Source organism: Streptomyces sp. NPDC001532 (assembly GCF_040298625.1).
Lineage (GTDB): Bacteria > Actinomycetota > Actinomycetes > Streptomycetales > Streptomycetaceae > Streptomyces.
In genome coordinates this window covers 16677-39471 of record NZ_JBEPAL010000016.1, presented here as the reverse complement: position 1 = coordinate 39471, position 22795 = coordinate 16677, and the positions used below count along the sequence as shown (strand labels likewise).

19 protein-coding genes are annotated in these 22795 nt (G+C 72.8%); 9 read left to right on the top strand and 10 right to left on the bottom strand.

Annotated features, from left to right (window positions below):
• The first annotated feature begins 880 nt into the window (after window positions 1-880).
• From ABT232_RS16975 to ABT232_RS16955, 5 genes are all read left to right on the top strand, one after another.
• A complete protein-coding gene (locus ABT232_RS16975) occupies window positions 881-1525 on the top strand; it encodes a hypothetical protein (protein ID WP_351840783.1) in 645 nt (214 codons plus the stop codon).
• 47 nt (window positions 1526-1572) lie between these two features.
• Window positions 1573-1761 carry a hypothetical protein gene (locus tag ABT232_RS16970; protein WP_351840698.1) on the top strand — a complete coding sequence of 63 codons (189 nt, stop codon included), beginning with the start codon at window positions 1573-1575 and terminating at the stop codon, window positions 1759-1761.
• A gap of 162 nt (window positions 1762-1923) precedes the next feature.
• Window positions 1924-2340, top strand: a complete 417-nt coding sequence (locus tag ABT232_RS16965; protein ID WP_450871669.1) for a BlaI/MecI/CopY family transcriptional regulator — start codon at window positions 1924-1926, stop codon at window positions 2338-2340.
• A 9-nt stretch (window positions 2341-2349) separates the two neighbouring features.
• Window positions 2350-2898, top strand: coding sequence for an amino-acid N-acetyltransferase (locus tag ABT232_RS16960; protein WP_351840696.1), 549 nt, complete (start codon window positions 2350-2352; stop codon window positions 2896-2898).
• 221 nt (window positions 2899-3119) lie between these two features.
• A complete protein-coding gene (locus ABT232_RS16955) occupies window positions 3120-3455 on the top strand; it encodes a histone-like nucleoid-structuring protein Lsr2 (RefSeq protein ID WP_351840695.1) in 336 nt (111 codons plus the stop codon).
• On the opposite strand, the gene ABT232_RS16950 is transcribed toward ABT232_RS16955, so the two are convergent.
• Window positions 3434-4099: an SCO3374 family protein gene (locus tag ABT232_RS16950; RefSeq protein ID WP_351840694.1), complete on the bottom strand. Its 666-nt coding sequence runs from the start codon at window positions 4097-4099 to the stop codon at window positions 3434-3436. The genes ABT232_RS16955 and ABT232_RS16950 overlap by 22 nt on opposite strands.
• Before the next feature lie 430 nt (window positions 4100-4529).
• Here ABT232_RS16950 and ABT232_RS16945 point away from each other — a divergent pair, with 430 nt between their 5' ends.
• Entirely contained in the window at window positions 4530-7055 is a 2526-nt protein-coding gene (locus ABT232_RS16945) for an ATP-dependent Clp protease ATP-binding subunit (RefSeq protein WP_351840693.1), read from the top strand.
• Window positions 7056-7123: 68 nt separating this feature from the next.
• On the opposite strand, the gene ABT232_RS16940 is transcribed toward ABT232_RS16945, so the two are convergent.
• Window positions 7124-7771 (bottom strand): HAD family acid phosphatase, encoded by a 648-nt coding sequence (locus tag ABT232_RS16940; protein ID WP_351840692.1) that lies wholly within the window; start codon window positions 7769-7771, stop codon window positions 7124-7126.
• Between the two features lie 114 nt (window positions 7772-7885).
• Window positions 7886-11017 (bottom strand): NACHT domain-containing protein, encoded by a 3132-nt coding sequence (locus ABT232_RS16935; protein WP_351840691.1) that lies wholly within the window; start codon window positions 11015-11017, stop codon window positions 7886-7888.
• A gap of 381 nt (window positions 11018-11398) precedes the next feature.
• Between ABT232_RS16935 and ABT232_RS16930 the strand changes: the two genes are divergently transcribed.
• Window positions 11399-12091 carry a M23 family metallopeptidase gene (locus tag ABT232_RS16930; protein ID WP_351840690.1) on the top strand — a complete coding sequence of 231 codons (693 nt, stop codon included), beginning with the start codon at window positions 11399-11401 and terminating at the stop codon, window positions 12089-12091.
• A gap of 76 nt (window positions 12092-12167) precedes the next feature.
• Here ABT232_RS16930 and cseC read toward each other — a convergent pair whose 3' ends face one another.
• The 5 genes from cseC to ABT232_RS16905 form a co-directional block, all read right to left on the bottom strand.
• Window positions 12168-13580 (bottom strand): two-component system sensor histidine kinase CseC, encoded by a 1413-nt coding sequence (gene cseC, locus ABT232_RS16925; RefSeq protein ID WP_351840689.1) that lies wholly within the window; start codon window positions 13578-13580, stop codon window positions 12168-12170.
• 18 nt (window positions 13581-13598) lie between these two features.
• On the bottom strand, window positions 13599-14300 hold the full coding sequence (cseB, locus tag ABT232_RS16920) for a two-component system response regulator CseB (protein WP_351840688.1): 702 nt from the start codon (window positions 14298-14300) through the stop codon (window positions 13599-13601).
• 58 nt (window positions 14301-14358) lie between these two features.
• Window positions 14359-14967 carry a hypothetical protein gene (locus ABT232_RS16915; protein WP_351840687.1) on the bottom strand — a complete coding sequence of 203 codons (609 nt, stop codon included), beginning with the start codon at window positions 14965-14967 and terminating at the stop codon, window positions 14359-14361.
• Window positions 14968-15167: 200 nt separating this feature from the next.
• Window positions 15168-15707 carry a SigE family RNA polymerase sigma factor gene (locus ABT232_RS16910; protein WP_043502979.1) on the bottom strand — a complete coding sequence of 180 codons (540 nt, stop codon included), beginning with the start codon at window positions 15705-15707 and terminating at the stop codon, window positions 15168-15170.
• Between the two features lie 249 nt (window positions 15708-15956).
• The gene (locus ABT232_RS16905; protein WP_351840686.1) at window positions 15957-16964 is read right to left on the bottom strand and encodes an HhH-GPD family protein; all 1008 of its coding nucleotides are present in this window, start codon (window positions 16962-16964) and stop codon (window positions 15957-15959) included.
• A gap of 218 nt (window positions 16965-17182) precedes the next feature.
• Between ABT232_RS16905 and ABT232_RS16900 the strand changes: the two genes are divergently transcribed.
• Window positions 17183-18037, top strand: a complete 855-nt coding sequence (locus ABT232_RS16900; RefSeq protein ID WP_351840685.1) for a hypothetical protein — start codon at window positions 17183-17185, stop codon at window positions 18035-18037.
• Between the two features lie 85 nt (window positions 18038-18122).
• Here ABT232_RS16900 and disA read toward each other — a convergent pair whose 3' ends face one another.
• A complete protein-coding gene (gene disA, locus ABT232_RS16895) occupies window positions 18123-19247 on the bottom strand; it encodes a DNA integrity scanning diadenylate cyclase DisA (RefSeq protein ID WP_351840684.1) in 1125 nt (374 codons plus the stop codon).
• A gap of 81 nt (window positions 19248-19328) precedes the next feature.
• Window positions 19329-20738, bottom strand: a complete 1410-nt coding sequence (radA, locus tag ABT232_RS16890) for a DNA repair protein RadA (RefSeq protein WP_351840683.1) — start codon at window positions 20736-20738, stop codon at window positions 19329-19331.
• 220 nt (window positions 20739-20958) lie between these two features.
• Here radA and ABT232_RS16885 point away from each other — a divergent pair, with 220 nt between their 5' ends.
• Window positions 20959-22689 (top strand): BACON domain-containing protein, encoded by a 1731-nt coding sequence (locus tag ABT232_RS16885; protein ID WP_450871668.1) that lies wholly within the window; start codon window positions 20959-20961, stop codon window positions 22687-22689.
• Window positions 22690-22795 lie beyond the last annotated feature (106 nt).

The window sequence follows — 22795 nt, the reverse complement described above, 5'->3', positions numbered from 1 at the left end:
CCGGTGTCCGGGCGCCCCGGCATCCGGTACCCCGCGTCCCGGCGCTCCGCGTCTCGGCGGGTGGCGCCCTGGCACCCGCCGTCTCGGCGGTCCCGGGCATCCGGCTCCCCGGCACCCGGCACCCGCCGTCTTGGCACCCCCCCGCGTCTCGGCGCCGCCGCGCCCCCGTTCCGCTCCCGCGCACCCGGTGCCCCGGGGCTGCCGCGTCCCGGCGTCTCGGCACCCGGCGCCTTGGCGCCCTGGCGTACCGGCGTTCCCGCGCCCGGTATCCGGTGTCTCGGTGTCTGGGTGCACCGGCGCTCCCGCGTACCTGGCGTCCCGGCGTCCCGGCGCCCCGGGCCCCGGCGTCCAGCGCAGCCGCGCCCCCGTCCCGCCATCCGGCGCCTTGGCGTCCCGGCGCTCCCGCGTACCTGGCGTCCTGGCGCCCCGGGCCCCGGCGTCCAGCGCAGCCGCGCCCCCGTCCCGCTCCCGCATCCGGCGCCTTGGCGTCCCGGCGCTCCCGCGTACCTGGCGTCCCGGCGCGCCGATGTCCCCTCACCCCGGCACCCGGCGCCGCGCCCCCCGTGCCCCGGCCTCCCGGCGCCCGGCGCCGCCGCCCCCGGTACCCGGTGCTCCCGCGCAAGCCGGTGCCCCCGCCCGGTATCCCGGCGCCCCCGCGCACCCCGCCCCCTGGCACCCGGCCACCTCGCGCCCCAGCCTCTCGGCAGCCCACCCCCATCCCCGTCCCCGTCACGCCCCCCGTCCCCGCCCCCCGCCCCCCCGCCCCCGGCACTCTGGGCATACGGGTGGCATCGTGCGCCACACCCAGGTGGTATGCCGGGTTTGTCTGATTAGCGCGTATCGTCGCCGCATGCCCACGCCCTACGGATCCCGCGGCGGCATGGCGTTCGGTGTGGAGGAGCTGCGTGTGCTCCGTCGCGCTCTCGCCCTCGCCCTTCACCCCGGCCAGGCCTCCGCCGAGGACGTCCAGGACTGTCTCGGCCTGGCGGAGTCGCTCGACGAGGCGATGCGCGAGGGCGCCCGCCTGCGGGCCTTCCTCGTGGCCGACCTCGCCCGCTACCGCGCCGCCCTCCCCGGCACCGCCGCCGGCTACCTCACGCTCCTGGAGGAGGCCCTGAGCGCCGGTCACCACCCCGTCCCCGACGACCTCGCCGCCCTCCGCGCCCTGCGCGGCAACCCCACCGCGGCCGCCCTGCTCGACCGCTGCCAGACCCTCGCCGAGCTGGACGTCCGCGCCCGTCTCGCCCGCCGGACCGCCCCGGTGCCGCGGCCCAAGCCCCTCGTCCCCGCCTCCCGCACCCGCCTCCTCGCCCTCCCCGGCGGCCGGGGCGTCGCCGAGAGTCCCGAGCGGCCCGCCCGGCAGCCCGAGAAGGAGCCCGCGGAGAGGCCCGCCCAGCCGGCCCCCGCGCCGTCCGCCCCGCAGCCCCCGGTCCGCCGCCCCATCCCCACCCCGGGCGAGGTCTTCCCGCGCCGCAAGCCGCCCCAGCCGCCCGCGAACCCCCCGCAGCAGCTGGCCGTCGGCTGACACCACCCCGCCCCGGGTCCCCGTTCCCGCGCGATTACCCTGGAGCCATGGAATACGTCTCCGCGCTTCTGCCCCCCGTCGTGATGGCCGTGTTCTTCATCGGCGTGATCAGGGTGATCGTGAAGACCCAGGGCGGGGCCAACAAGGCCAAGGAGGACGCGGCCGTCGACGCCGCGCTCGCGCGCGCGGAGAGCGCCCGCCAGTCCTCGGCGTCCGCCTCCCCGACGGACGCCTGAGCCAGAACCCCACCGTCCCGGCCCTCCCCCCACGCCCGCTCACGCGGGCGTCCTTTTTGCTCCCGTTTGCAGCGAAAGGGCCCGTCCGGCACGCCATTGCCGAGATCTCCCACTATTGTTCAAACTGTGCCTCGCCCATTGGGAGAACTCGAAGACGCGGTCATGACGCGGGTGTGGAAGTGGAACCGCCCGGTGACCGTTCGAGAAGTCCTGGAAGACCTTCAGCAGGAACGGACCATCGCCTACACCACGGTGATGACCGTTTTGGACAATCTCCATCAGAAGGGCTGGGTCCGCCGTGAGGCGGAAGGCCGGGCCTATCGATATGAGGCGGTCTCCACCCGGGCCGCCTACGCCGCCGCCCTGATGAACGACGCCTGGTCCCAGAGCGACAACCCGGCAGCCGCACTCGTCGCCTTCTTCGGCATGATGAGCGAGGAACAGCGCTACGCGCTGCGGGACGCCGTACGCATCGTCGGAGGTCCGGAAACACCCGCGCCGGAACCCGAACGGCGACGAGAAGAACCGCCGGCCGTCCCGGAGAACCCCGACTCGGCAGCGGAGCGGCGCGGGCGATAGCGTCCGCACATGTCAGCAGAGCGCCCCTCCGCCGAGTACCCCGAAGTCCCCGCTAAAGCCATCACCGTCCGACGGGCCCGCACCAGCGATGTCCCCGCCGTCCGCCGACTCCTTGACGCGTACGTCCAGCACAGCATCCTGCTCGACAAAGCGACGGTGACGCTTTACGAGGACATCCAGGAGTTCTGGGTCGCGGAACGTGACGACAACGCCGAGGTGGTCGGCTGTGGCGCACTCCACGTCATGTGGGAAGACCTGGCGGAAGTCCGCACTCTCGCCGTGAAGCCCGGCCTCAAGGGGGCCGGCGTCGGTCACCAGTTGCTGGAGAAGTTGCTTCAGACCGCGCGCTGGCTCGGCGTTCGCCGGGTTTTCTGCCTCACCTTCGAAGTCGAGTTCTTCGGCAGGCACGGCTTCGTGGAGATCGGTGAGACACCGGTGGACACGGATGTCTACGCGGAGCTGCTGCGTTCCTATGACGAGGGCGTCGCGGAGTTCCTGGGTCTCGAACGAGTGAAACCGAACACCTTGGGCAACAGCCGGATGCTTCTGCATCTGTGATCATCGCTATTCCGCCCCGGCGACCCTGCCCGGGTTCCCTATGTCCGAAACGCGCATGTTTCCGGACCGGAGACGGGCTGTGGGTCTCTCCCAGGGGTTTGTGTTTTTCCAGCAAAAGCGGTTTGCTTTCCGACGTACTGCAGTACTGCATATAACAAGGGGCGGCGAAACGGCGGACGCCGCAGACCCCGGTCCTCACGTTATCGATGAAAGGAAATCCGGTGGCACAGAAGGTTCAGGTCCTTCTTGTCGACGACCTCGACGGCGGCGAGGCGGACGAGACGGTGACGTTCGCGCTGGACGGCAAGACGTACGAGATCGATCTCACGACCGCCAATGCGGACAAGCTTCGCAGCCTTCTCGACCCCTATGTGAAGGGTGGCCGTCGTACCGGAGGCCGTGCCGCGGGCGGGCGCGGAAAGGCGCGGGTCGCTTCCGGCGGCAGCCAGGACACCGCCGCCATCCGCGCCTGGGCGAAGGAGAACGGTTACGAGGTCAATGACCGCGGCCGCGTTCCGGCGTCCATTCGCGAGGCTTACGAGAAGGCCAACGGCTGAGCACAGGTACGCCGCAGCCGGATCCGGTGGCACTGCGTCGCCACCGTGTCCACGACGCGCACCAGATCGGGGGCGCCCCCACCGCCCCCCAAGGCCGACAGCGTCGGCAGCGAGGACTCGACCTCGCCTCCCGGTCCGGGGGGCCGCACCCACACGGCGGCCCCCTGCACAGAGCCGGCGCGGCCGACGGCGACCGGCGGCCCGCTCCGCGACCCACCCTCCGCCCACGGCCCGGTAACCGGTGAGCCGTCGAGGGCCCACTGAGCGCCCAGCTCCGGCGCATCCAGCAGCGCGCCGTCGTCCAGCGCCGTGAGGTCCAGCTCCAGCGAGCCCCACTCCAGCCAGTCGAGCAGTCCGGGAAGCTCCCGCGCGCTGCCCGGGGCCACCAGGATGCGCACCCGGTCGCCCTGCGCCGCCACCGGGGAGTGCGGGGCGAGGTGCCGCAGCGCGGCGAGGCCGGCCGCCGCGGGGACGTCCAGGACGTCGAAGCGCACGCCCGCCACCAGCCGCAACGGCCTGCCGGGCATCACGGGCCAGCCCAGATCGTTCTCGTACCGGTCCCGGAGCCGGTCGCTCTCGGCGAGCGGTCGGCGGGGGAGCGGGACCGTGCCGGACCGAGGCGATCGGGGGTCTGCGCCAGCCATGCCCTGCGCAACCGACGAAAGACCGGCCAGGTTACGCTGGGTGGTCGCGTCAATGCTCACAGTGTCGGAAATGGGGGCGTGTGGGGGTGCGGGGAGGCACAAGGTTGTTCGCCCGTAGCGGAGGGAAACGGTGCGCGCGGCATGGACTGTCCGTAGCAGCGGGTAAGACATCCCTAGTGGGAGGGGGCGACGCGCGGGAAAGGACGTCTCACGTTCGCCATCGGCGTAGTGGCGACTGGGGTAACTGCCTGGCCTGCGGGAACATCGTCTCGCACCATCGGGTTGGAGCAGATGTCGGCGTTCGGGGTCAGGAGGCCAAGGACGGTGTCGGCAGTTGGAATGAGCGGTCCCCGCTTGCGGGACTAAGCTGCGGAAGGACAGGGAGGGGAAGTTCCCCTTACTGCCTGACCGCTCTGAGGAGCGATTAACGATGTTCGAGAGGTTCACCGACCGCGCGCGGCGGGTTGTCGTCCTGGCTCAGGAAGAAGCCCGGATGCTCAACCACAACTACATCGGCACCGAGCACATCCTCCTGGGCCTGATCCACGAGGGTGAGGGTGTCGCCGCCAAGGCCCTTGAGAGCCTCGGGATTTCGCTCGAGGCGGTCCGCCAGCAGGTGGAGGAGATCATCGGCCAGGGCCAGCAGGCGCCCTCGGGCCACATCCCCTTCACCCCCCGTGCCAAGAAGGTCCTGGAGCTGTCGCTCCGCGAGGCCCTTCAGCTGGGCCACAACTACATCGGCACGGAGCACATCCTGCTCGGCCTGATCCGCGAGGGCGAGGGCGTCGCCGCCCAGGTCCTGGTCAAGCTGGGCGCTGATCTGAACCGCGTGCGGCAGCAGGTGATCCAGCTGCTCTCCGGTTACCAGGGCAAGGAGACCGCCACCGCCGGTGGTCCTGCCGAGGGCACGCCCTCCACGTCCCTGGTCCTCGACCAGTTCGGCCGGAACCTCACCCAGGCCGCTCGTGAGTCCAAGCTCGACCCGGTCATCGGGCGCGAGAAGGAGATCGAGCGGGTCATGCAGGTGCTGTCCCGCCGCACCAAGAACAACCCGGTCCTGATCGGTGAGCCCGGCGTCGGCAAGACCGCCGTCGTCGAGGGCCTGGCCCAGGCCATCGTCAAGGGCGAGGTGCCCGAGACCCTCAAGGACAAGCACCTCTACACCCTGGACCTCGGCGCGCTGGTCGCCGGCTCCCGCTACCGCGGTGACTTCGAGGAGCGCCTGAAGAAGGTGCTCAAGGAGATCCGCACCCGCGGCGACATCATCCTGTTCATCGACGAGCTGCACACGCTGGTCGGTGCGGGTGCCGCCGAGGGCGCCATCGACGCCGCCTCCATCCTGAAGCCGATGCTGGCCCGTGGTGAGCTCCAGACCATCGGTGCGACCACGCTGGACGAGTACCGCAAGCACCTGGAGAAGGACGCGGCCCTCGAGCGCCGCTTCCAGCCGATCCAGGTCGCCGAGCCGTCCCTGCCGCACACGATCGAGATCCTCAAGGGTCTGCGCGACCGGTACGAGGCGCACCACCGCGTCTCCATCACCGACGAGGCGCTGGTCCAGGCCGCCACCCTGGCCGACCGCTACATCTCGGACCGCTTCCTGCCGGACAAGGCGATCGACCTGATCGACGAGGCCGGTTCCCGGATGCGCATCCGCCGGATGACCGCGCCGCCGGACCTGCGCGAGTTCGACGAGAAGATCGCCGGCGTCCGCCGCGACAAGGAGTCCGCGATCGACTCGCAGGACTTCGAGAAGGCCGCCTCCCTGCGCGACAAGGAGAAGCAGCTCCTCGCCGCCAAGGCCAAGCGGGAGAAGGAGTGGAAGGCCGGCGACATGGACGTCGTCGCCGAGGTCGACGGCGAGCTGATCGCCGAGGTCCTCGCCACGGCCACCGGCATCCCGGTCTTCAAGCTGACCGAGGAGGAGTCCAGCCGCCTGCTCCGCATGGAGGAGGAGCTGCACAAGCGGGTCATCGGCCAGACGGACGCCGTCAAGGCGCTGTCGAAGGCGATCCGCCGTACGCGTGCGGGTCTGAAGGACCCGAAGCGTCCGGGTGGCTCGTTCATCTTCGCCGGCCCGTCCGGTGTCGGTAAGACCGAGCTGTCCAAGGCGCTCGCCGAGTTCCTCTTCGGTGACGAGGACGCGCTGATCTCCCTCGACATGTCGGAGTTCAGCGAGAAGCACACGGTGTCGCGGCTCTTCGGTTCGCCTCCCGGCTACGTGGGCTACGAGGAGGGCGGCCAGCTGACCGAGAAGGTCCGCCGCAAGCCGTTCTCCGTCGTCCTCTTCGACGAGGTCGAGAAGGCCCACCCGGACATCTTCAACTCGCTGCTGCAGATCCTGGAGGACGGTCGTCTGACCGACTCCCAGGGCCGGGTCGTGGACTTCAAGAACACGGTCATCATCATGACGACCAACCTCGGCACCCGGGACATCTCCAAGGGCTTCAACCTGGGCTTCGCGGCCTCGGGCGACAAGAAGACCAACTACGAGCGCATGAAGAACAAGGTCTCGGACGAGCTCAAGCAGCACTTCCGGCCCGAGTTCCTCAACCGTGTCGACGACGTGGTCGTCTTCCCGCAGCTGACGCAGGAGGACATCCTCGCGATCGTCGACCTGATGATCGGCAAGGTGGACGAGCGCCTGAAGGACCGGGACATGGGCATCGAGCTCTCCCAGTCCGCCAAGGAGCTGCTGTCCAAGAAGGGCTACGACCCGGTGCTGGGTGCGCGTCCGCTGCGCCGCACCATCCAGCGCGAGATCGAGGACACGCTGTCGGAGAAGATCCTCTTCGGCGAGCTGCGCCCCGGTCACATCGTGGTCGTGGACACCGAGGGCGAGGGTGAGACGCAGACCTTCACCTTCCGCGGTGAGGAGAAGTCGGCGCTGCCCGACGTCCCGCCGATCGAGCAGGCGGCCGGCGGTGCCGGGCCGAACCTGAGCAAGGACGCGTAAGCGTCACGGCGTGTGAGAGGGCCGGTGCCTGACGGGCACCGGCCCTTTCGCATGCCCGCGACCGGTTCCTACGACAGCTGCCCGTCGTAGTCCGGCAGCTTGTACGTCGTCTCGGCGTGGCCGCCCGACAGGTCGGTGGCACTGTTGCCGATGTTCGCGATGATCGTGTAGCCCTTGGACTCGATGGCGACGCGCTGGGCCGTCTTGTAGTCGGCGACGTTCTTGAAGAGGTCGAGGAAGCCGCGCAGGTGGAGCCCGGAGACCTCGTAGCCGGCCCTCTCCAGGTTGTACTCGGTGGGCGCGTGGAGGAGGCCGGGGCGCGCGGTCACGAAGAACAGGGCGACGCCGTGCTCCTGGGCGTACTCGGCGACGTCGAGGACGGGCTGGTTGGCGGGCTGCGGGTAGCTGAAGCCGAAGTCGGTCTCCAGCGCGGTGTTGTCGATGTCGAAGACGATCGCCTGCTTCTCGCCCGGCCGGGGCTGGGCGATCCGCTGTTCGAGGGCGGGCAGTGCCCGGTCCATCACGGCCTGGCAGTCCCGCTGCCAGGTGGCGTAGTCGACGGCCGCCGCGGCGGTGGCGGTCGCGGTGGCGACCGTCGTGGTGCCGGCGGTGGTCGTGGCCTCGGCGGTCGCGGCCTCGGCGGGGGCGGCGAAGGCCACGAGGGCGGTCGCGCTGACGGCAAGGGTGGCCGTGCGGCGCATCCCGGATCTCGTCATGGGTGGGGGGTCCTCTCACATCGGTGCTGCCACGTGTCGTGTGCATGTTCGTCGGTGAGGGTGACGCGAGCAGAACCGTAGGGTTACCGGGCGGTAGGAGGCTAGGGGTCTGCATCACACGACCGCGCGGATTCGTGCCACGGTGGGCGTGACGGGCAGCCGGGCGAGCAGCTCGGCCGGGATCTCGGACACCTCCGGCGCGGGCACGACCGTCACCTCGCGCAGGCCGGGGAACAGCTCCGGGAGCCGGGAGAGGTCCTCGACGCCCTGGAAGGCGTTCAGCCGCAGACCGGTGATCCGGGGCAGCGGCGGGCCCTGCCAGCCGACGGCCGCCCAGTTGATCCGCAGCTCCGTGAGCTCCGGAAGCCGGGCGATCTCCTCGAAGTCCGAGGGGGCGAGCGGTTCGTCCAGCGAGGCGAGACTCAACTGCCGCAGCGAGCGGAACCGGTGCAGGCCGCGCAGTCCGGTGTGCCGCAACGCCTTCGCCGTGAACCGCAGATAGCGCAGTGGCAGACCGGCCGGCAGCGCCTCGTCGAGGGAGCCGGCCATCAGCGGCACCCCCAGGTCGAGCTGGTCCAGCGTCCGCGAACCGGCGAGGACGGTCAGCGCTCCGGGCCGTTCCAGCCCCGGCAGCAGGCCCAGCGACAGCCACGACAGCGGAAGCCCGGCCAGCGGCGCGAGATCGTCGATCTGCGGGCACCGGCTGAGGTCGAGATAGCTCAGCCGGTGCAGCCCGGCGAGGCAGCTCAGGTCGCGCAGTCCGTCGTTGCCCCGGACGACCAGTTGCTCGGTGCGCTCGGGCACGAGTTCCGCCGCGAGCGCGTCACCGGGGACGGGCCCCGACACCTGGACCGACCGGCGCCCGCCCAGCTCGCGCAGGAAGCGCAGGTGCTCGGCGGAGTGCGCGGCGAAGAACAGGTCCTCCTCGCGGAGCCGGGCCACGACCTCCGCCCCGTACCGCCGTACCGGGAACCGGTGCCAAGTCCAGGTGAGCTGGACCCGGACCTCCAGCGCGGGATGGTCGCGGAACCGGGCCAGCACCGCGATCGCCGGCTCCGTCCCGATCAGCGACGCCGTCACGACGACCGCCCGCGCCTCCTCCTCGCTCAGCCCCTCCGGCCCCGGCAGCAGCTCCAACGCGAGCGGTCCGGCCTCCGCCAGCGCGCGGGCCTCCTGGGTGGTGCGCGGCGGGATCAGCGCGGCGGCCCGCCGTTCGACCTCGGCCCGGACCTCCGGGTCGAGCTCCGTGGCGTGCTCCAGCGAGGCCAGCGCCAGCAGTCGTACGCGGGTGCTCGCGGCGCCTTCCAGCCGGTCGGCCGCCTCGGTCAGGTCGCGCAGCAGCGCGGCGCGCTCCCGGGGCCGGGCGTGGGCGACCGCCATGCGGATCACGTCCGCCCACTGCGCGTCCGCCGCGCCGCGCACCAGCAGCCCGAAGTCGCCGTCCTCCACGGCGGCCTTCGCGCCGAGGTAGTCCTGGAAGGTGCGGTGGACGAACTCCACGGTGCCGGCGGCCGGTTCGCGCAGCAGACCGCTGCGCAGCAGCAGATGGCCGAGGATCCGCTCGGCGTCGCCCTGGGCGGCGGCGGCCGGGAGGGCGGGCAGCGTGTCGGCGATCACGCGGAGCGCGCGGTCGCGGTCCAGTTCCGACTGGTTGTTGCGGACCAGCCAGTAGGCGAGCCGCTGGAGGAGCTGGATCTGGGGCGGCTCGGTGAGGTGGACGCCCTCGGACGGGTCGCCCGTGGTGATCATGTCGCGTTCGACGTCCCGCCGGGCGAGCAGCATCGACAGCGCGGCGTCGTACAGCTCCTTCCGCCCGTGCGGCAGATAGCCGCGCCGGTCGCGGTGCAGGGCGCAGATCAGACCGCACATCAGCGGGTTGGTGGCGAGGCGGCCGAGGTCGGGCGTGGTGCGGACGGCGTCCAGGAGGGAGCGCTCGTAGGCGTCGAGGCGGCCGGGATCGCGGGCGTCGGCGCGCGCTGCGGCGTGCCAGCGGGCGACGAAGGCGGCCACGTCGTCGCCGCTCATGGGGGTGAGGGCGAGTTCGGTGAAGCCGTCGGCGGCCAGCCAGTCGGCGCGGACGGCGGACGGGCGGGAGGTGACCAGCCACTGGTTGCCGGGATAGACGTCCAGCAGCTCCCGCAGCCAGCGCCGGGTGCGCTCGCGGTCCCGCTCGGGGATCTCGTCGATGCCGTCGACGAGGAGCAGCGCGCGCCGGTCGCCGAGCACCCGGTCGGCCCAGCCGTCGGGCTGTCCGGCGTGGAAGGGGACGCGTACGGCGGTGAGGAAGGCGTCGGGCGCGGGCAGGCCGTCGGGGCGGCGGACCAGGGTGCGCAGCGGCAGTACGAAGGGGATCCGGTCGCCGCGCTCCCCCCTCGCCGCGGTGACCGCCAGCCACTGCACCAGCGTGGTCTTCCCGGAGCCGGCCACGCCGCGCAGCAGGACCCGGTCGTGCTCGGTGAGCGCGCGGTCGGCGGGCAGGGAGGTGGCGGTGGCGGCGGGCGGTCCGCCGGGGCCGCCGGTGCGGTCGTCTCCGGCGTCCGGGTGCAGGGCGGTCAGGCTCAGGTAGGCGGCGTCCAGCGGCCAGCGGTCGGGGGAGTCGACCAGGTCGATGCCGTAGATCGTGAGGTGGGCGTGGCGGGTGGCGACGTAGGAGAGGTAGCGCTGTTCGAAGGCCGCGTCGCCGCCGGACGGCGGTGCGGTGCGGGTGATCAGCTCGTCGATTCTGGTCAGCAGTGCGCTCTGGCGGCGGGTCTGTTCGACGAGGGTGCGGGCCACGAAGGTGGAGCGCTGGGTGAAGAAGTGCAGAATGTGCAGGCAGGCGGTGGTGAGCAGCCGGTCGAGGAAGAGCTCCGCGTCGCGGGAGAGGTGGCGGGCGGGGTCGCCGGCGGCCGTGCGGAGCCGTGCGGCCAGGGCCTCGGGGCCCAGCTCCACGGCCTGGACGTCGGTCATGGTGAGGTCGCCGAGCGCGTGCAGGGTGTCGGCGAGCGCGTGCACGACGGCCTGCTCCTCGTCCTCGGGCAGCGGGCGCTCGCCGGCCCGCAGGGCCTGCCGCACCAGTTCGGCGGCCAGCCGCTGGACGTCCGCCCGGCCGAGCCGCCGCTTCTCGCCGCGGAACGACACCTGGCCGGAGATCCGGACCGGCCGGTCGACGAGCCCGGCGCCCGGGCCCTCGTGAACGAAGAGCTTTCGTATGAGCGGCGTCACAATCGCCGTCGCCAGCCTGACCCCGATGGCCGTCGGTTCCATCCCGGCCTCCCCCGAAACCCGTCGACACCCCGTCTGACCAGCAGCGTAGCGCCGGTCACATTCCGGGGTCCGTGGATCTTGCCCCCCGGTGACATGGCGCACAGGCGATTTGTCCGGTACTAGCCGGAATAGTAAAAAGGCCGATTCGGGCAAATGGGACGAAAGCGCCAGGAAGCTTGGGCTGGAAACAGGTGGATGGGGTGGTTCGTCCCGAATGAGGGCTGTGTCAAGAGTCAGGAAGTATCGGGCTCAAGTACTAGCTTGGGCCGTAGAAGGGGGGTTTGAGCCCTTGTGGCGGTGCGGGTTACCAAGGGATGGCCATCCGGAACCGATGCCTCGGTGCGGGTGGTTCTCACTGCCCCCGACCTCCCGAGGTAACGAATGTCTTCGCGTGTCACGTCCCGTTCCCCCCGTACGGCCCTCCTTCGCAACCGCGTGGCCGTCCTGGCCGCCGGTGTCGGCATGACCGCCGTACTGGGCGCCGGGGTCGCGACCGCCGCCACCGCCACGGCCGCCACCGCGACCACCACCACGACCGGTGTCGCGAACGCGGTGCAGGCGCAGGCCGCCGCACAGGCCAAGGCGGCGGCGCAGGCCAAGCAGGCGGCGAGCGCCAAGGCGGCTACGGCCAAGACGGCCGCCGCAAAGAAGGCCACCTCCTGGGTCGCCCCGGTGAAGGGCTACACCAAGACCGCCAGCTTCGCGCAGAACGGCGCCCGCTGGCAGTCCACCCACAGCGGCCAGGACTTCGCCGTGCCGGTCGGCACCAAGGTCGTCGCCGCCCACGGCGGCACCGTCGTCAAGGCCGGCGGCAACGGCGCCGGCGACGGCCCCGCGTACGGCAACGCCGTCGTCATCAAGCACGGCAACGGCACGTACTCCCAGTACGCGCACCTCTCGAAGATCAACGTGAAGATCGGCCAGGTCGTCGCGACCGGCCAGCAGATCGCCTCGTCCGGCAACACCGGCAACTCCAGCGGTCCGCACCTGCACTTCGAGATCCGCACCACCCCGAACTACGGCACCGCCGTCGACCCGGTCGCCTTCCTGCGCGCCAAGGGCCTGACGGTCTGAGGCCACCGCACCGGCTGATCCATGCCACGACCCCGGACGCTTCGCGCGCCCGGGGTCGCCGGCGTACCGGCCCCGGTCAGGGAATGTCCGCGAGCGGCAGCATCGGATAGCTGCCCGTGTTCGTCGGCGCGTGCTCCGGCAGCCACAGCACGGCGACCGCGCCCTCGGCCGGGACCTGCGCCGGCGCGCCCGGCGACCGTACGTTGCGGAAGGTCAGGCGAGCGCCCAGCACCCTCGCCTGACCGGCGGCGATGGTGAGCCCCAGCCCGTGGCCGCGCCCGGCACGGTCCATGGTGCCGGTGCGGAAGCGGCTCGGGCCCTCGGCCAGCAGGTCCTCCGGGAAGCCGGGCCCGTGGTCGCGGACCCGGATCACCCGGCCCTCGACCGTCACCTCGACGGGCGGCCTGCCGTGCCGGGCGGCGTTGGCGAGCAGGTTGAACAGCACCCGCTCCAGGCGGCGCGGATCGGTGGTGACCTCCGACTCGTGCACCACCCGCACCACGGTCTCCGGGTCCTTCGCCGCCACCCGCCGGGCCACGAATTCGCCCAGCAGGATGTCCTGCAGCTCCGCCCGCTCCGACGCCCCGTCCAGGCGCGCCACCTCCAGCACGTCCTCGACCAGGGTGCGCATCGCCTTCGCCCGGTCCAGCACCAGCTCGGTCGGGCGGCCCGGCGGCAGCAGCTCGGCGGCGGTGAGCAGCCCGGTCACCGGGGTGCGCAGCTCGTGCGCGATGTCCGCGGTGACCCGGCGCTCGGCCTCCAGCCGCTGCTGGAGCGCGTCCGCCATCGCGTCCACCGCCCGCGCGAGATCGTCGGTCTCGTCCCGGACCACCCCGCCGATGGCCTCCCGCACCCGTACGTCCGGCTCGCCCTTGGCGACCTGGCCCGCCGCGGCCGCCGCCTTGCGCAGCCGGCCCGACAGCTGCCCGCCGATCAGCACCCCGAGCGCGCTGCCGCCGAGCACCACCGCGATCGAACCGATCAGCAGGGCCTGGTCGAGGTCGTTGAGGATGTCGGTGCTGCGGTCGGTGAGCCCGGTGTGCAGCGACAGCACATGCCCGTCGGCGAGCGGTACGGCTGCCCAGACGTCCGGCGTGCCGCCGGGGCTGTCGGTCACATACGTCGCCCGGCGCCCCGCCTCGACCTTCACCCGCAGCTCACGCGGCAGGTTCGGGTCGTCGATCCGGACGTTGGCGAAGTTGGCCCGGTTGGACAGGTCGAAGGTGTGCTGGGCGATCTGGACGTCGGCGAGGTCGCGCTGGGCGATCTGGATGCGCTCGTCCGCCAGGTCGCGCGCGTTGTCCAGCATCGAGACCCGGGCGGCGTTGTGCACCACCAGGCTCAGCGTCACCGCGACCAGCGCGCCGACCAGCGCGATCGCCGCGCTCAGCTTCCAGCGCAGGCCGGTGCGCAGACCCGAGTCGAGCCGGCCGCCGAACAGCGCGCGGACGTCCGCGCGCCGGGCGGTCAGCCGTGTGATCCCCCGCATGACCTCGACCGCCCCCGCTCAGGCCTTCAGTTTGTAACCGAAGCCGCGGACCGTCTCGATCCGGTCCTGGCCGATCTTCTGCCGCAGCCGCTGCACATGGACGTCGACGACCCGGGTGTCGCCGCCCCAGCCGTAGTCCCACACCCGCTCCAGCAGTTTGTCGCGGGACAGCACGGTGCCGGGCGCGGCGGAGAACTCCAGCAGCAGCCGCATCTCGGTCGGCGTCAGCGCCACCGGCCGCCCGCCCCGGCGCACCTCCATGCCCTCGGTGTCGATCTCCAGATCGCCGAAGGTCAGCACCCCGCCGTCCGCGGAGCCGGCCTCCTCGGTCCGGTCGCCGCCGCCGGCGTGCCCGAACCGGCGCAGCACCGCGCGGATCCGCGCGACCAGCACGGCACCGTCGAACGGCTTGGTCACATAGTCGTCGGCGCCCGCCTCCAGGCCCAGGACGACATCGATGGCGTCGGCCCGCGCGGACAGCATGATCACCGGCACGGTCGACTCGTCGCGGATCCGGCGGCACAGGCTGACCCCGTCGAGACCGGGAACCATCACGTCCAGCAGGGCGATGTCCGGGCGGTCGGCGCGGAACGCCGCCAGTCCCGACAGCCCGTCGGGCATGGCGGTGACCGCGAAGCCGTCCCGCTCCAGGGCGAGCTGGGTGGCCTCGCGGATGACGTCGTCGTCCTCGACGAACAGGACGTGGGTCTGGTCTGCCATCCGGATGCTCCGTGGGTGCTGGTCTGTTGCTCTCGGGGTGGGATCGGGGGCCGGGGCGTCAGCCGCTCGCCGGTGTCGGGGAGAAGTCGCTGCCCACGGCGGTGCCGTAGTCGTTGTGCGTGCGGTACTCCTCGGCGAAGCGGCTCCCGGCCCAGCGGTAGGTGATCACGACCTCGCCGGAGGGGTTCGAGACCGGGTCGCCCTTCTCGTACACCTGCTTGGTCACCACCAGGTCGCCGCGGTCGATCTCGGCGTAGACCGGTGACTCCTCGGCACCGAAGACATTCTCGTACCGGCCGTCCGCCAGGTGGTACACGTACGACCCGACGCCGACCGCGTCGCCGCAGGTCAGCACGTTGACCACGAGATCGGTCGCGGCGCCGCCGGTCAGGTCGCCGTACGACACGTCGACCGGGTACTCGCCGGGGACGCACGGGCGCAGCTCGTGCTTGACGCGCGCCGAGACCCGGGGGTCGCTGCGCACCAGCCGGACGGCGTCCAGCCGGCCCGGGGTGGCGGACGGCGACGGCTGGGCGGACGGCGCGGTGCCGGCGCCCGCGGCCGCGCCGACCTGCGCCGGCCCTTCGTCACGGGCGCCGGTGCCGCCGGTCGCGCAGGCCGTCAGAGACAGGGCGAGGGCGGCGAACAGCACCACCGCCCTGCTCACCGCCCGCGCGCCTGGACTGCCCTGGTCGCGGGGGCGGCTCTGGCGACGGAGGCCGCTTTGATCGCGCGGGCCGCCCTGACGATGGAGGCCGCCTGGGTCGAGGGGGCCGCTGCGATCGTGAGGGCCGCCGCGATCGCGGGGGTCGCCTCGTTCGCTCGCGTCGTCCGGGACGCCGTCATCGCCTCGGCACTTCGCGCCGGTCAGGCCGCGCAACGCTCCCGCTCCTCACGCTCCAGCGCGCGTGCGTCCAGATCGCGGGCCTCCAGCTCCTCGCGGAGCCGGGCGAGCGCCCGGTGCAGCGTGCTCTTGACCGTTCCGGCCGACATGCCGAGGGCGGCGGCCGTCTCCTCCGTGGACATCTGCTCCCAGTGTCGCAGCACGACCACGCTGCGCTGCTTGGGGGCGAGCACCTTCATGACGTCCATCAGCAGGGCGCGGTCCGCGTGCTGCTCGGTGGAGTCGTCGACGGAGGCGTCCGGCAGCTGCTCGGTCGGGACCTCCTCCAGCTTCCGCGCCCGCCACCACTCGGTCCGCGTGTTGATCATGACCCGGCGCAGATAGGCGTCCGCCAGCCGCTTGTCGGCTATGCCGTCCCAGCGGCCGTAGGTCCGCGCCAGCGCCGTCTGGAGCAGGTCCTGGGCGTCGACCGGGTCCGGCACCAGCCGCCGGGCGCTGCGCAGCAGCGCGTCCTGCCGGGTGCGCACGTACTCCTCGAATTCGAGCACCTCGCCCTGCGCCATGATCAACCGCCTCCGCTTTCCCCGTTTCCCGGTGCCAGTCCCCGTCCCTGCCGGGCACGGGAAAGAAGCTACGGAGGCGTTGTCACGGGGCTGTCCGAAGCAGCCTGCGGGAAACGCTCAGCTGTCCGTCGGTTGTGTAACGGAAGTAGGAGCGGGGTAAAGAGGCGGATCGGATCGGGTGGGTATGGGGCGATTCGGTGGGCGCGTTCAGGGTCCTGCCGGCCCGTACGGCTGTGACACGGCTGTCCGTCAGCTCAGCGGCAGCCGGTACATCCCGTCCGGCAGCGGCTCGACCAGACCGTCGGCGACCAGGCCGTCCAGTGCCCGGGCGCGCTGCACCGGCTCGTGCCACACCTGGTCCAGCGCGGCCTGCGGGACCGGCGCGTGCGCCTCGCGGAGCACGGCGAGGAGCTTGCCGCGCACCTGCCGGTCGGTACCCGCGTACGTCTGGCCGCGGCGCGGCGGGCCCTCGTGCTCCGGCTTGCCCGCGAGCCGCCAGGCGCAGCTCGCGGCGATCGGGCAGCGGTGGCACGACTCGTTCTTGGCGGTGCACACCAGCGCGCCCAGCTCCATCGAGGCGGCGGCCCAGCGGGCGGCGGTGCGTTCCTCCTCGGGCAGCAGCGCGCGGGCCAGCCGGCGCTCCGCGGCGGTGGTGGCGTTCGGCGGGTACCGCACGCCGGTCACCGCGCGGGCGAAGACCCGGCGCACATTGGTGTCCAGCACCGGGTGCCGCTGGCCGTACGCGAAGGAGGCCACCGCGGCGGCCGTGTACTCGCCGATGCCGGGCAGCGCGAGCAGCTGCGCGTGGTCCGTCGGTACGTCGCCGCCGTGCCGTTCCGTTATGGCGACCGCGGCGCCGTGCAGCCGCAGCGCGCGGCGCGGATAGCCGAGCCGGCCCCAGGCGCGGACGGCCTCGCCGGGCGGCTCCTGGGCCAGGTCGGCGGGGCGGGGCCAGCGCGCCAGCCACTGTTCGTAGACGGGCAGGACACGGTTGACCGGCGTCTGCTGGAGCATGAACTCGCTGACCATCACGCCCCACGGCCCGGCGTCCGGGCGCCGCCAGGGCAGGTCGCGCGCGTGCTCGTCGAACCAGGCGATGACAGGGGTGTGCAGGGCCTCGCCGGCGGCGGCGGTGCCGGCTGAGGGGCCGGGAGTGCCGGGCGTGCCGGAGGTGCCGGTCGGGAGGTCGGTGGCGATGCCGGCCGGGAGATCGGTGGCGCCGGCGCTGGTGTGCGGGGGCTTCGTGGGCGCAGTCATGGCCTTCCGATCCTGCCATGACCTACGGGGGTGACGGGGGAGGGGCGGCAACGGCGTGGCCAACCCATGGCCAGAGGTGCAAGCGGCGCGACTGCGAAGGCATACAAGAGGACCAGCAGCGGTGGAACATTTGATTCCGGAATGATGATCCGGAAAAGTTGTGGCCCGAGCGGCGGGTGGGGCCGGTGAACGCGCCGATCTCTCGTACAGTTTGCGCCGTGGGATCACTGCGCAATCCGGTCGGGCCGCTTCCCTCCTCCATCTACTGGCGACGGAGGGTCATCCTGTTGTCCGTGGTCGCCGTGCTGGCGCTGCTGACCGCCTGGATCCTCATCTCGGGCGACGGCGGCGGCACCAACGGCGCCGACGGTTCCAACGGCAAGAACCCCGCGCCCTCGATCACCCCCGGACCGTCCGGTTCCGGGCCCGCGATCAGTGAACACCCGGGCGGACGCGACGAGTCGGGCGACGAGGGCTCCGGCGGCTCGGCGGAGACCGGCGGTTCCGGCGACGGTTCCGGTTCGGGCGACGACTCCGGCGAGAGCTCCGGCGGCGCCGGCGGTTCGGACGGCGCGGACGGCACGGCGGGCGGTTCCGACGGCGGGTCCGGCGGCGGCGACGTGGCCGGCGGGGTGAGCACCGGCGACGCGCTGCCCGCGGGCTCGGATCTCCCCAACTGCACCGCGAACGCCGTCACCTTGAGCGTCCGCAGTGTCCGCAACTCCTACTCGCCCGACCAGACGCCGGCGTTCCGGATCACCGCGAAGAACACCTCCGGCAGTGACTGCAAGGTCGATCTCGGCCCGCGCGGCACCGTCCTGACGATCACTCAGGCCGACGGCGACGACGCCTACTGGTCCTCAGCGGACTGTCCCAAGGGCGCGGGCAGCCTGCACTACCGGGTGCCGGCCGGGAGCAGCATCACGTACACCGTCGAATGGGACCGCAAGCCGAGCGTTGCCCGGTGCGCGACGCCGCCGGCGGGTACGGCCGAGGCGGACACCTATCTGCTGGAGGCCAAGGCCGCGGGCTTTGCGAAGGTGCAGACGTCGTTCGTCCTGGACGCGGACTGAGCCGGCCGGACGGGCCGGAGAACAGCGCAAGAGGGCCGCACCCCACGGGGTGCGGCCCTCTTCGACGTCTCTGTCGGCGTGTCCGTCAGACGTACCGCTCCAGGATCGAGCTCTCCGCCAGGCGCGACAGGCCCTCCCGCACGCTGCGCGCGCGGGCCTCGCCCACACCGTCCACGGTCTGGAGGTCGTCGACGCTCGCGGCGAGCAGCTTCTGCAGCCCGCCGAAGTGCTCCACCAGCCGGTCGATGATCGCGCCGGGCAGCCGCGGCACCTTGGCCAGCAGGCGGAAGCCGCGCGGCGACACCGCGGAGTCCAGCGCCTCCGGCGAACCGGTGTACCCCAACGCGCGCGCCACCGTCTGAAGTTCCAGCAGCTCGGCGTGGCTGAGCGCGTCCAGCTCGTACAGCGCCTCGTCGACCGTGCGGGAGCGCTTGGCGGTCGGCTCCGGCACGTAGTCCCGCACCACCAGCTCGCGCTCCGGCTCCACACCGGCGATCAACTCGTCCAGCTGGAGGGCGAGGAGGCGGCCGTCGGTGCCGAGCTCCACCACGTACTCGGCGATCTCGGTCGCGATCCGGCGGACCATCTCCAGGCGCTGGGCGACCGCGGAGACGTCCCGGACCGTGACCAGGTCCTCGATCTCCAGCGCCGACAGGGTGCCCGCGACCTCGTCGAGACGGAGCTTGTACCGCTCCAGGGTCGCCAGTGCCTGATTGGCGCGGGAGAGGATCGCCGCCGAGTCCTCCAGGACCCGGCGCTGGCCGTCGACGTACAGCGCGATCAGCCGCATCGACTGGGAGACGGAGACCACCGGGAAGCCGACCTGCTTGGAGACGCGGTCCGCGGTGCGGTGCCGGGTGCCGGTCTCCTCGGTCGGGATCGTGGCGTCGGGCACGAACTGCACGCCCGCCCGCAGGATCTTCGACAGATCCGAGGAGAGCACGATGCCGCCGTCCAGCTTGCACAGCTCGCGCAGCCGGGTCGCGGTGAACTCGACGTCGAGGACGAAGCCGCCGGTGCACATGGCCTCGACGGTCTTGTCCGAGCCGAGCACGATGAGGCCGCCGGTGTTGCCGCGCAGCACCCGCTCCAGGCCGTCGCGCAGGGCCGTACCGGGAGCCACGGCGCTCAGTGAGGCGCGCATCAGGCCATCGGTGCCGGAACTCCCACCGGACTTTCCGGGGCCTGCTGCCCGGTCGTTGGCTGCCACTGCACTCCTCCGGTCGCAGGTTCTGGGGCGCTCCCGCAACGCGCACTCGGTTCGTACGGACGGGCGAGACCAGGGCAAAGTCTACCGGCGGTCCTCCGCCTCCCGGGGGGCGTCTCGGCGACGGGAGCGGGGGAGGACCCTCAGGGCCTCTCCGACGTCCGCCACTTCCAGCACCTTCATACCGGCCGGGATCTTGCCGGGGTCGCTCGGGACCAGCGCGTGCGTGAAGCCCAGCCGGTGCGCCTCGGAGAGCCGGCGCTGGACGCCCGTGACCCGTCTGACCTCGCCCGCGAGGCCCACCTCGCCGATCGCGACAAGGTTCTTGGGCAGCGGGGTGTCGCTGGCGGCCGAGGCCAGGGCGAGCGCGATCGCGAGGTCGGCGGCCGGCTCGGAGAGCTTCACACCGCCGACCGTCGCGGAGTAGATGTCCCTCTTGCCCAGGGCGCTGATCCGGCCGCGCTGTTCCAGGACGGCGAGCATCATCGAGACGCGGGAGGTCTCCAGGCCGGAGGTGGTGCGGCGCGGGGAGGGGATCTGGGAGTCGACGGTGAGCGCCTGGACCTCGGCGACCAGGGGGCGGCGGCCCTCCAGGGTGACGGTCAGACAGGTACCGGGGACCGGTTCGTCACGACGTGTCAGGAAAAGTCCGCTCGGGTCGGTGAGGCCCGTGATGCCCTCGTCGTGCAGTTCGAAGCAGCCGACCTCGTCCGTGGCGCCGTACCGGTTCTTGACGCCGCGCACCAGGCGCAGCCGCGCGTGCCGGTCGCCCTCGAAGTGCAGGACGACGTCCACCAGGTGCTCCAGCAGACGGGGGCCGGCGATCGCGCCGTCCTTGGTGACATGGCCCACCAGGAGGGTGGACATGCCGCGCTCCTTGGAGGCCCGGATCAGGGCGCCGGCCACCTCGCGGACCTGGGCCATGCCGCCGGGCGCGCCGTCGATCTCCGGGGAGGCCACGGTCTGCACGGAGTCCAGGATCAGCAGCGAGGGCTTGACCGCGTCCAGGTGGCCGAGCACGGCCGACAGATCGGTCTCGGCCGCGAGGTACAGATGCTCGTCGAGGGCGTTGATGCGGTCGGCGCGCAGCCGCACCTGGCTCGCCGACTCCTCACCCGTCACATAGAGGGTCCGGTGCTCCTCGCTCGCCGACTTCGCCGCCACGTCCAGCAGCAGCGTCGACTTGCCGACGCCGGGCTCGCCCGCGAGCAGCACGACCGCGCCGGGCACCAGACCGCCGCCGAGCACGCGGTCGAGCTCGGGCACGCCGGTGGAGCGGGCGGTGGCCTGGCGGCCGTCGACCTGGCCGATGGGGACCGCGGAGCTGGTGACCCGGCCCGGAGCGGTGGTCCGCACCGCGGGCGCGCCGTACTCCTCGACCGTCCCCCAGGCCTGGCACTCGGGGCAGCGGCCGAGCCACTTGGCCGTCTGCCAGCCGCATTCCGTGCAGCGGTAGGACGGGCGGTCCTTGGTGGTCTTCGTACGGGCAGCCATGGACGAAACCGTAACCGGCCGCACTGACAATGCCGGACGGACCGGCTCGCCGCCTCTGGGAAACCGGCTCACCACCCATGTGAACCGGCCACCGCCATCGTGATCGCGCCACGGAACGAACGGCTCCTGTCCCCTTATGAGGGATCGTTTCACCCGTACGGGTTAAAAGCGCTCAAGGGGGCGGAAGGGGTCGTGCTCGGCCCCCTACGGTCACCGGGTGATGAGCAGCAGCCCGCAGACCTCGACCCGCACGACCGGCGCACACCGGGCGCACCGCGAGGCGCGCGACCGCGCTGCGGCGCGCACCCTCGCGCAGCGCCCGCCCGCGCGGTACGAGCCGTACCTCGACGGGCTGTTCACCTACTGCCTCTCCGTGCTCTGCGACCACGACGCCGCGACCGCCGCCCTCGGCGAGGTGCTGGCCGTCGCCGAGCGGCGCGGCCAGCGCGCCCCGGAGGCCGCCGGGGACCGCCGCGCCTGGCTGTACGCACTGGCCCGCTGGGCCTGCCTGCGCAAGCTGGCCGAGGCCAAGCAGAAACGTCAGGGCACCCACGCGGCGGGCCGCCACAGCCCCGCCCGCCAGCCGTCCACGCCGCCCGCCCCGCCCGTCTCCGAGGAGGTCCAGGAGGAGCGCCGGCGCGAACTCGCCCGGCTCGCCTGGCCGGAGGCGGCCGGCACCACCCCGGAGCAGCGCGAGGCCCTGGAGCTGGCCGTCCGCCATCACCTGGCCGCCCACGAGGTCGCCGCCGTCCTCGGCATGGACCTCGCCGCCGCCCGCGAGCTGCTGGCCACCGCCGCCTGCGAGGTCGAACGCACCCGCGCGGTCCTCGCCGTCGTGGAGACCGGCGGCTGTCCGAGCGTCGCCCGCCTCACCGGCGACCACCAGCTGGTCCTCAGCCCCGCCCTGCGCCGCGAACTGGTCCGGCACGTCGACGACTGCCCGCGCTGCCGCCGCGGCGCCGAACGCGCGGTCCCCGGCCGCTGGCCCGGCGCCGCCGTCACGCCCGCCGAACTGCCCCTGCTGGACGCGCCCCGCGCGGCACTCCACCTCGCCATGGCCCACCACCCGCGCGCGCGGGGAGCCGCCGCGCCCCGTTTCGACCGGCGCGGCTTCCCCATGGACCCCAAGGACCGCGCAGCCCGCCGCGACCGCCTGCGCGCGCGGGCCGTCACCACGACCGTCGTCGCCACCGTCGTCGCCGCACCCGTGATCGCCCTGTGGTCCGCCTACCGGGGCGCCCCCGTCACCGACGACGGCGAGGGCGGTCACGCGACCACCGCCAGCCGCGACGACACCGCGGGCGGCCTCGACGGCGCGGCGGCCGGCGGCTACGAGAACGCGGGCAACGCCAGCACCCGGCCCGGCGGCCGCTTCTCCCAGAGCAACGCCTCCGACGTGTCCGTGGAGGTCATCAGCGTCACCGGCGCCGGCCGCAAGGGCGCGGGCCAGCTGGAGGTGGCCGCCGACAACAGCGGCGACACCACCCTGATCACCCTGACCGCCTCCGGCTCCGCCCCGGTGCGCTGGTCCGCCTCCACCGGTGCCGCCTGGCTCTACCTCAGCCAGTCCGCCGGCACGCTGCGGCCCGGCGAATCACTGACGATCAAGGTGTACGTCGACCATCTGCGCGAGCCGTCCGGGCACTGGACCGCGCGGGTGGCCGTCTCACCCGCCGGCGCCGTCGTCTCCATCACCGGCTACGGCACCGCCCCCACGCCCTCGGACCCCGGCCCGGACCCGGCGCCCAGCACGCCCGCCGAGCCGCTCCCGTCCGAACCCGAACCGACGCCGACGACCTCCGCGCCCACCGAACCCGCGCCTAGCGACCCGCCTCCGTCACCCGACCCGGAGCCCACGCCGAGCGAGCCCACCCCGTCCGACCCCGGCGACCCGACACCACCGCCGGGCGGCGGCACCGACAGCGGCGATCCGAGCCCGTCGACGTCCTAGCGGCGGGCCCGGACGAGCACGCGCGCGTGCCGGCCGATCGCGCCGGCGTGCGCGTACCGGCCGATCGCGCCGGCGTGCGAGCAGGTCGGGTCCGCGTGCTGGGCGA

Excerpts from the sequence above, each read along its gene's own strand:
- ABT232_RS16950 (WP_351840694.1), bottom strand. The coding sequence starts at position 4,099 with ATGGCTGGCGCAGACCCCCGATCGCCTCGGTCCGGCACGGTCCCGCTC.
- ABT232_RS16935 (WP_351840691.1), bottom strand. The coding sequence starts at position 11,017 with ATGGAACCGACGGCCATCGGGGTCAGGCTGGCGACGGCGATTGTGACG.
- ABT232_RS16970 (WP_351840698.1), top strand. The coding sequence starts at position 1,573 with ATGGAATACGTCTCCGCGCTTCTGCCCCCCGTCGTGATGGCCGTGTTC.
- ABT232_RS16965 (WP_450871669.1), top strand. The coding sequence starts at position 1,924 with ATGACGCGGGTGTGGAAGTGGAACCGCCCGGTGACCGTTCGAGAAGTC.
- cseC (WP_351840689.1), bottom strand. The coding sequence starts at position 13,580 with ATGCGGGGGATCACACGGCTGACCGCCCGGCGCGCGGACGTCCGCGCG.
- ABT232_RS16910 (WP_043502979.1), bottom strand. The coding sequence starts at position 15,707 with ATGGCGCAGGGCGAGGTGCTCGAATTCGAGGAGTACGTGCGCACCCGG.
- ABT232_RS16945 (WP_351840693.1), top strand. The coding sequence starts at position 4,530 with ATGTTCGAGAGGTTCACCGACCGCGCGCGGCGGGTTGTCGTCCTGGCT.
- ABT232_RS16960 (WP_351840696.1), top strand. The coding sequence starts at position 2,350 with ATGTCAGCAGAGCGCCCCTCCGCCGAGTACCCCGAAGTCCCCGCTAAA.
- radA (WP_351840683.1), bottom strand. The coding sequence starts at position 20,738 with ATGGCTGCCCGTACGAAGACCACCAAGGACCGCCCGTCCTACCGCTGC.
- ABT232_RS16885 (WP_450871668.1), top strand. The coding sequence starts at position 20,959 with ATGAGCAGCAGCCCGCAGACCTCGACCCGCACGACCGGCGCACACCGG.
- cseB (WP_351840688.1), bottom strand. The coding sequence starts at position 14,300 with ATGGCAGACCAGACCCACGTCCTGTTCGTCGAGGACGACGACGTCATC.
- ABT232_RS16905 (WP_351840686.1), bottom strand. The coding sequence starts at position 16,964 with ATGACTGCGCCCACGAAGCCCCCGCACACCAGCGCCGGCGCCACCGAT.
- ABT232_RS16940 (WP_351840692.1), bottom strand. The coding sequence starts at position 7,771 with ATGACGAGATCCGGGATGCGCCGCACGGCCACCCTTGCCGTCAGCGCG.
- ABT232_RS16975 (WP_351840783.1), top strand. The coding sequence starts at position 881 with ATGGCGTTCGGTGTGGAGGAGCTGCGTGTGCTCCGTCGCGCTCTCGCC.
- ABT232_RS16930 (WP_351840690.1), top strand. The coding sequence starts at position 11,399 with ATGTCTTCGCGTGTCACGTCCCGTTCCCCCCGTACGGCCCTCCTTCGC.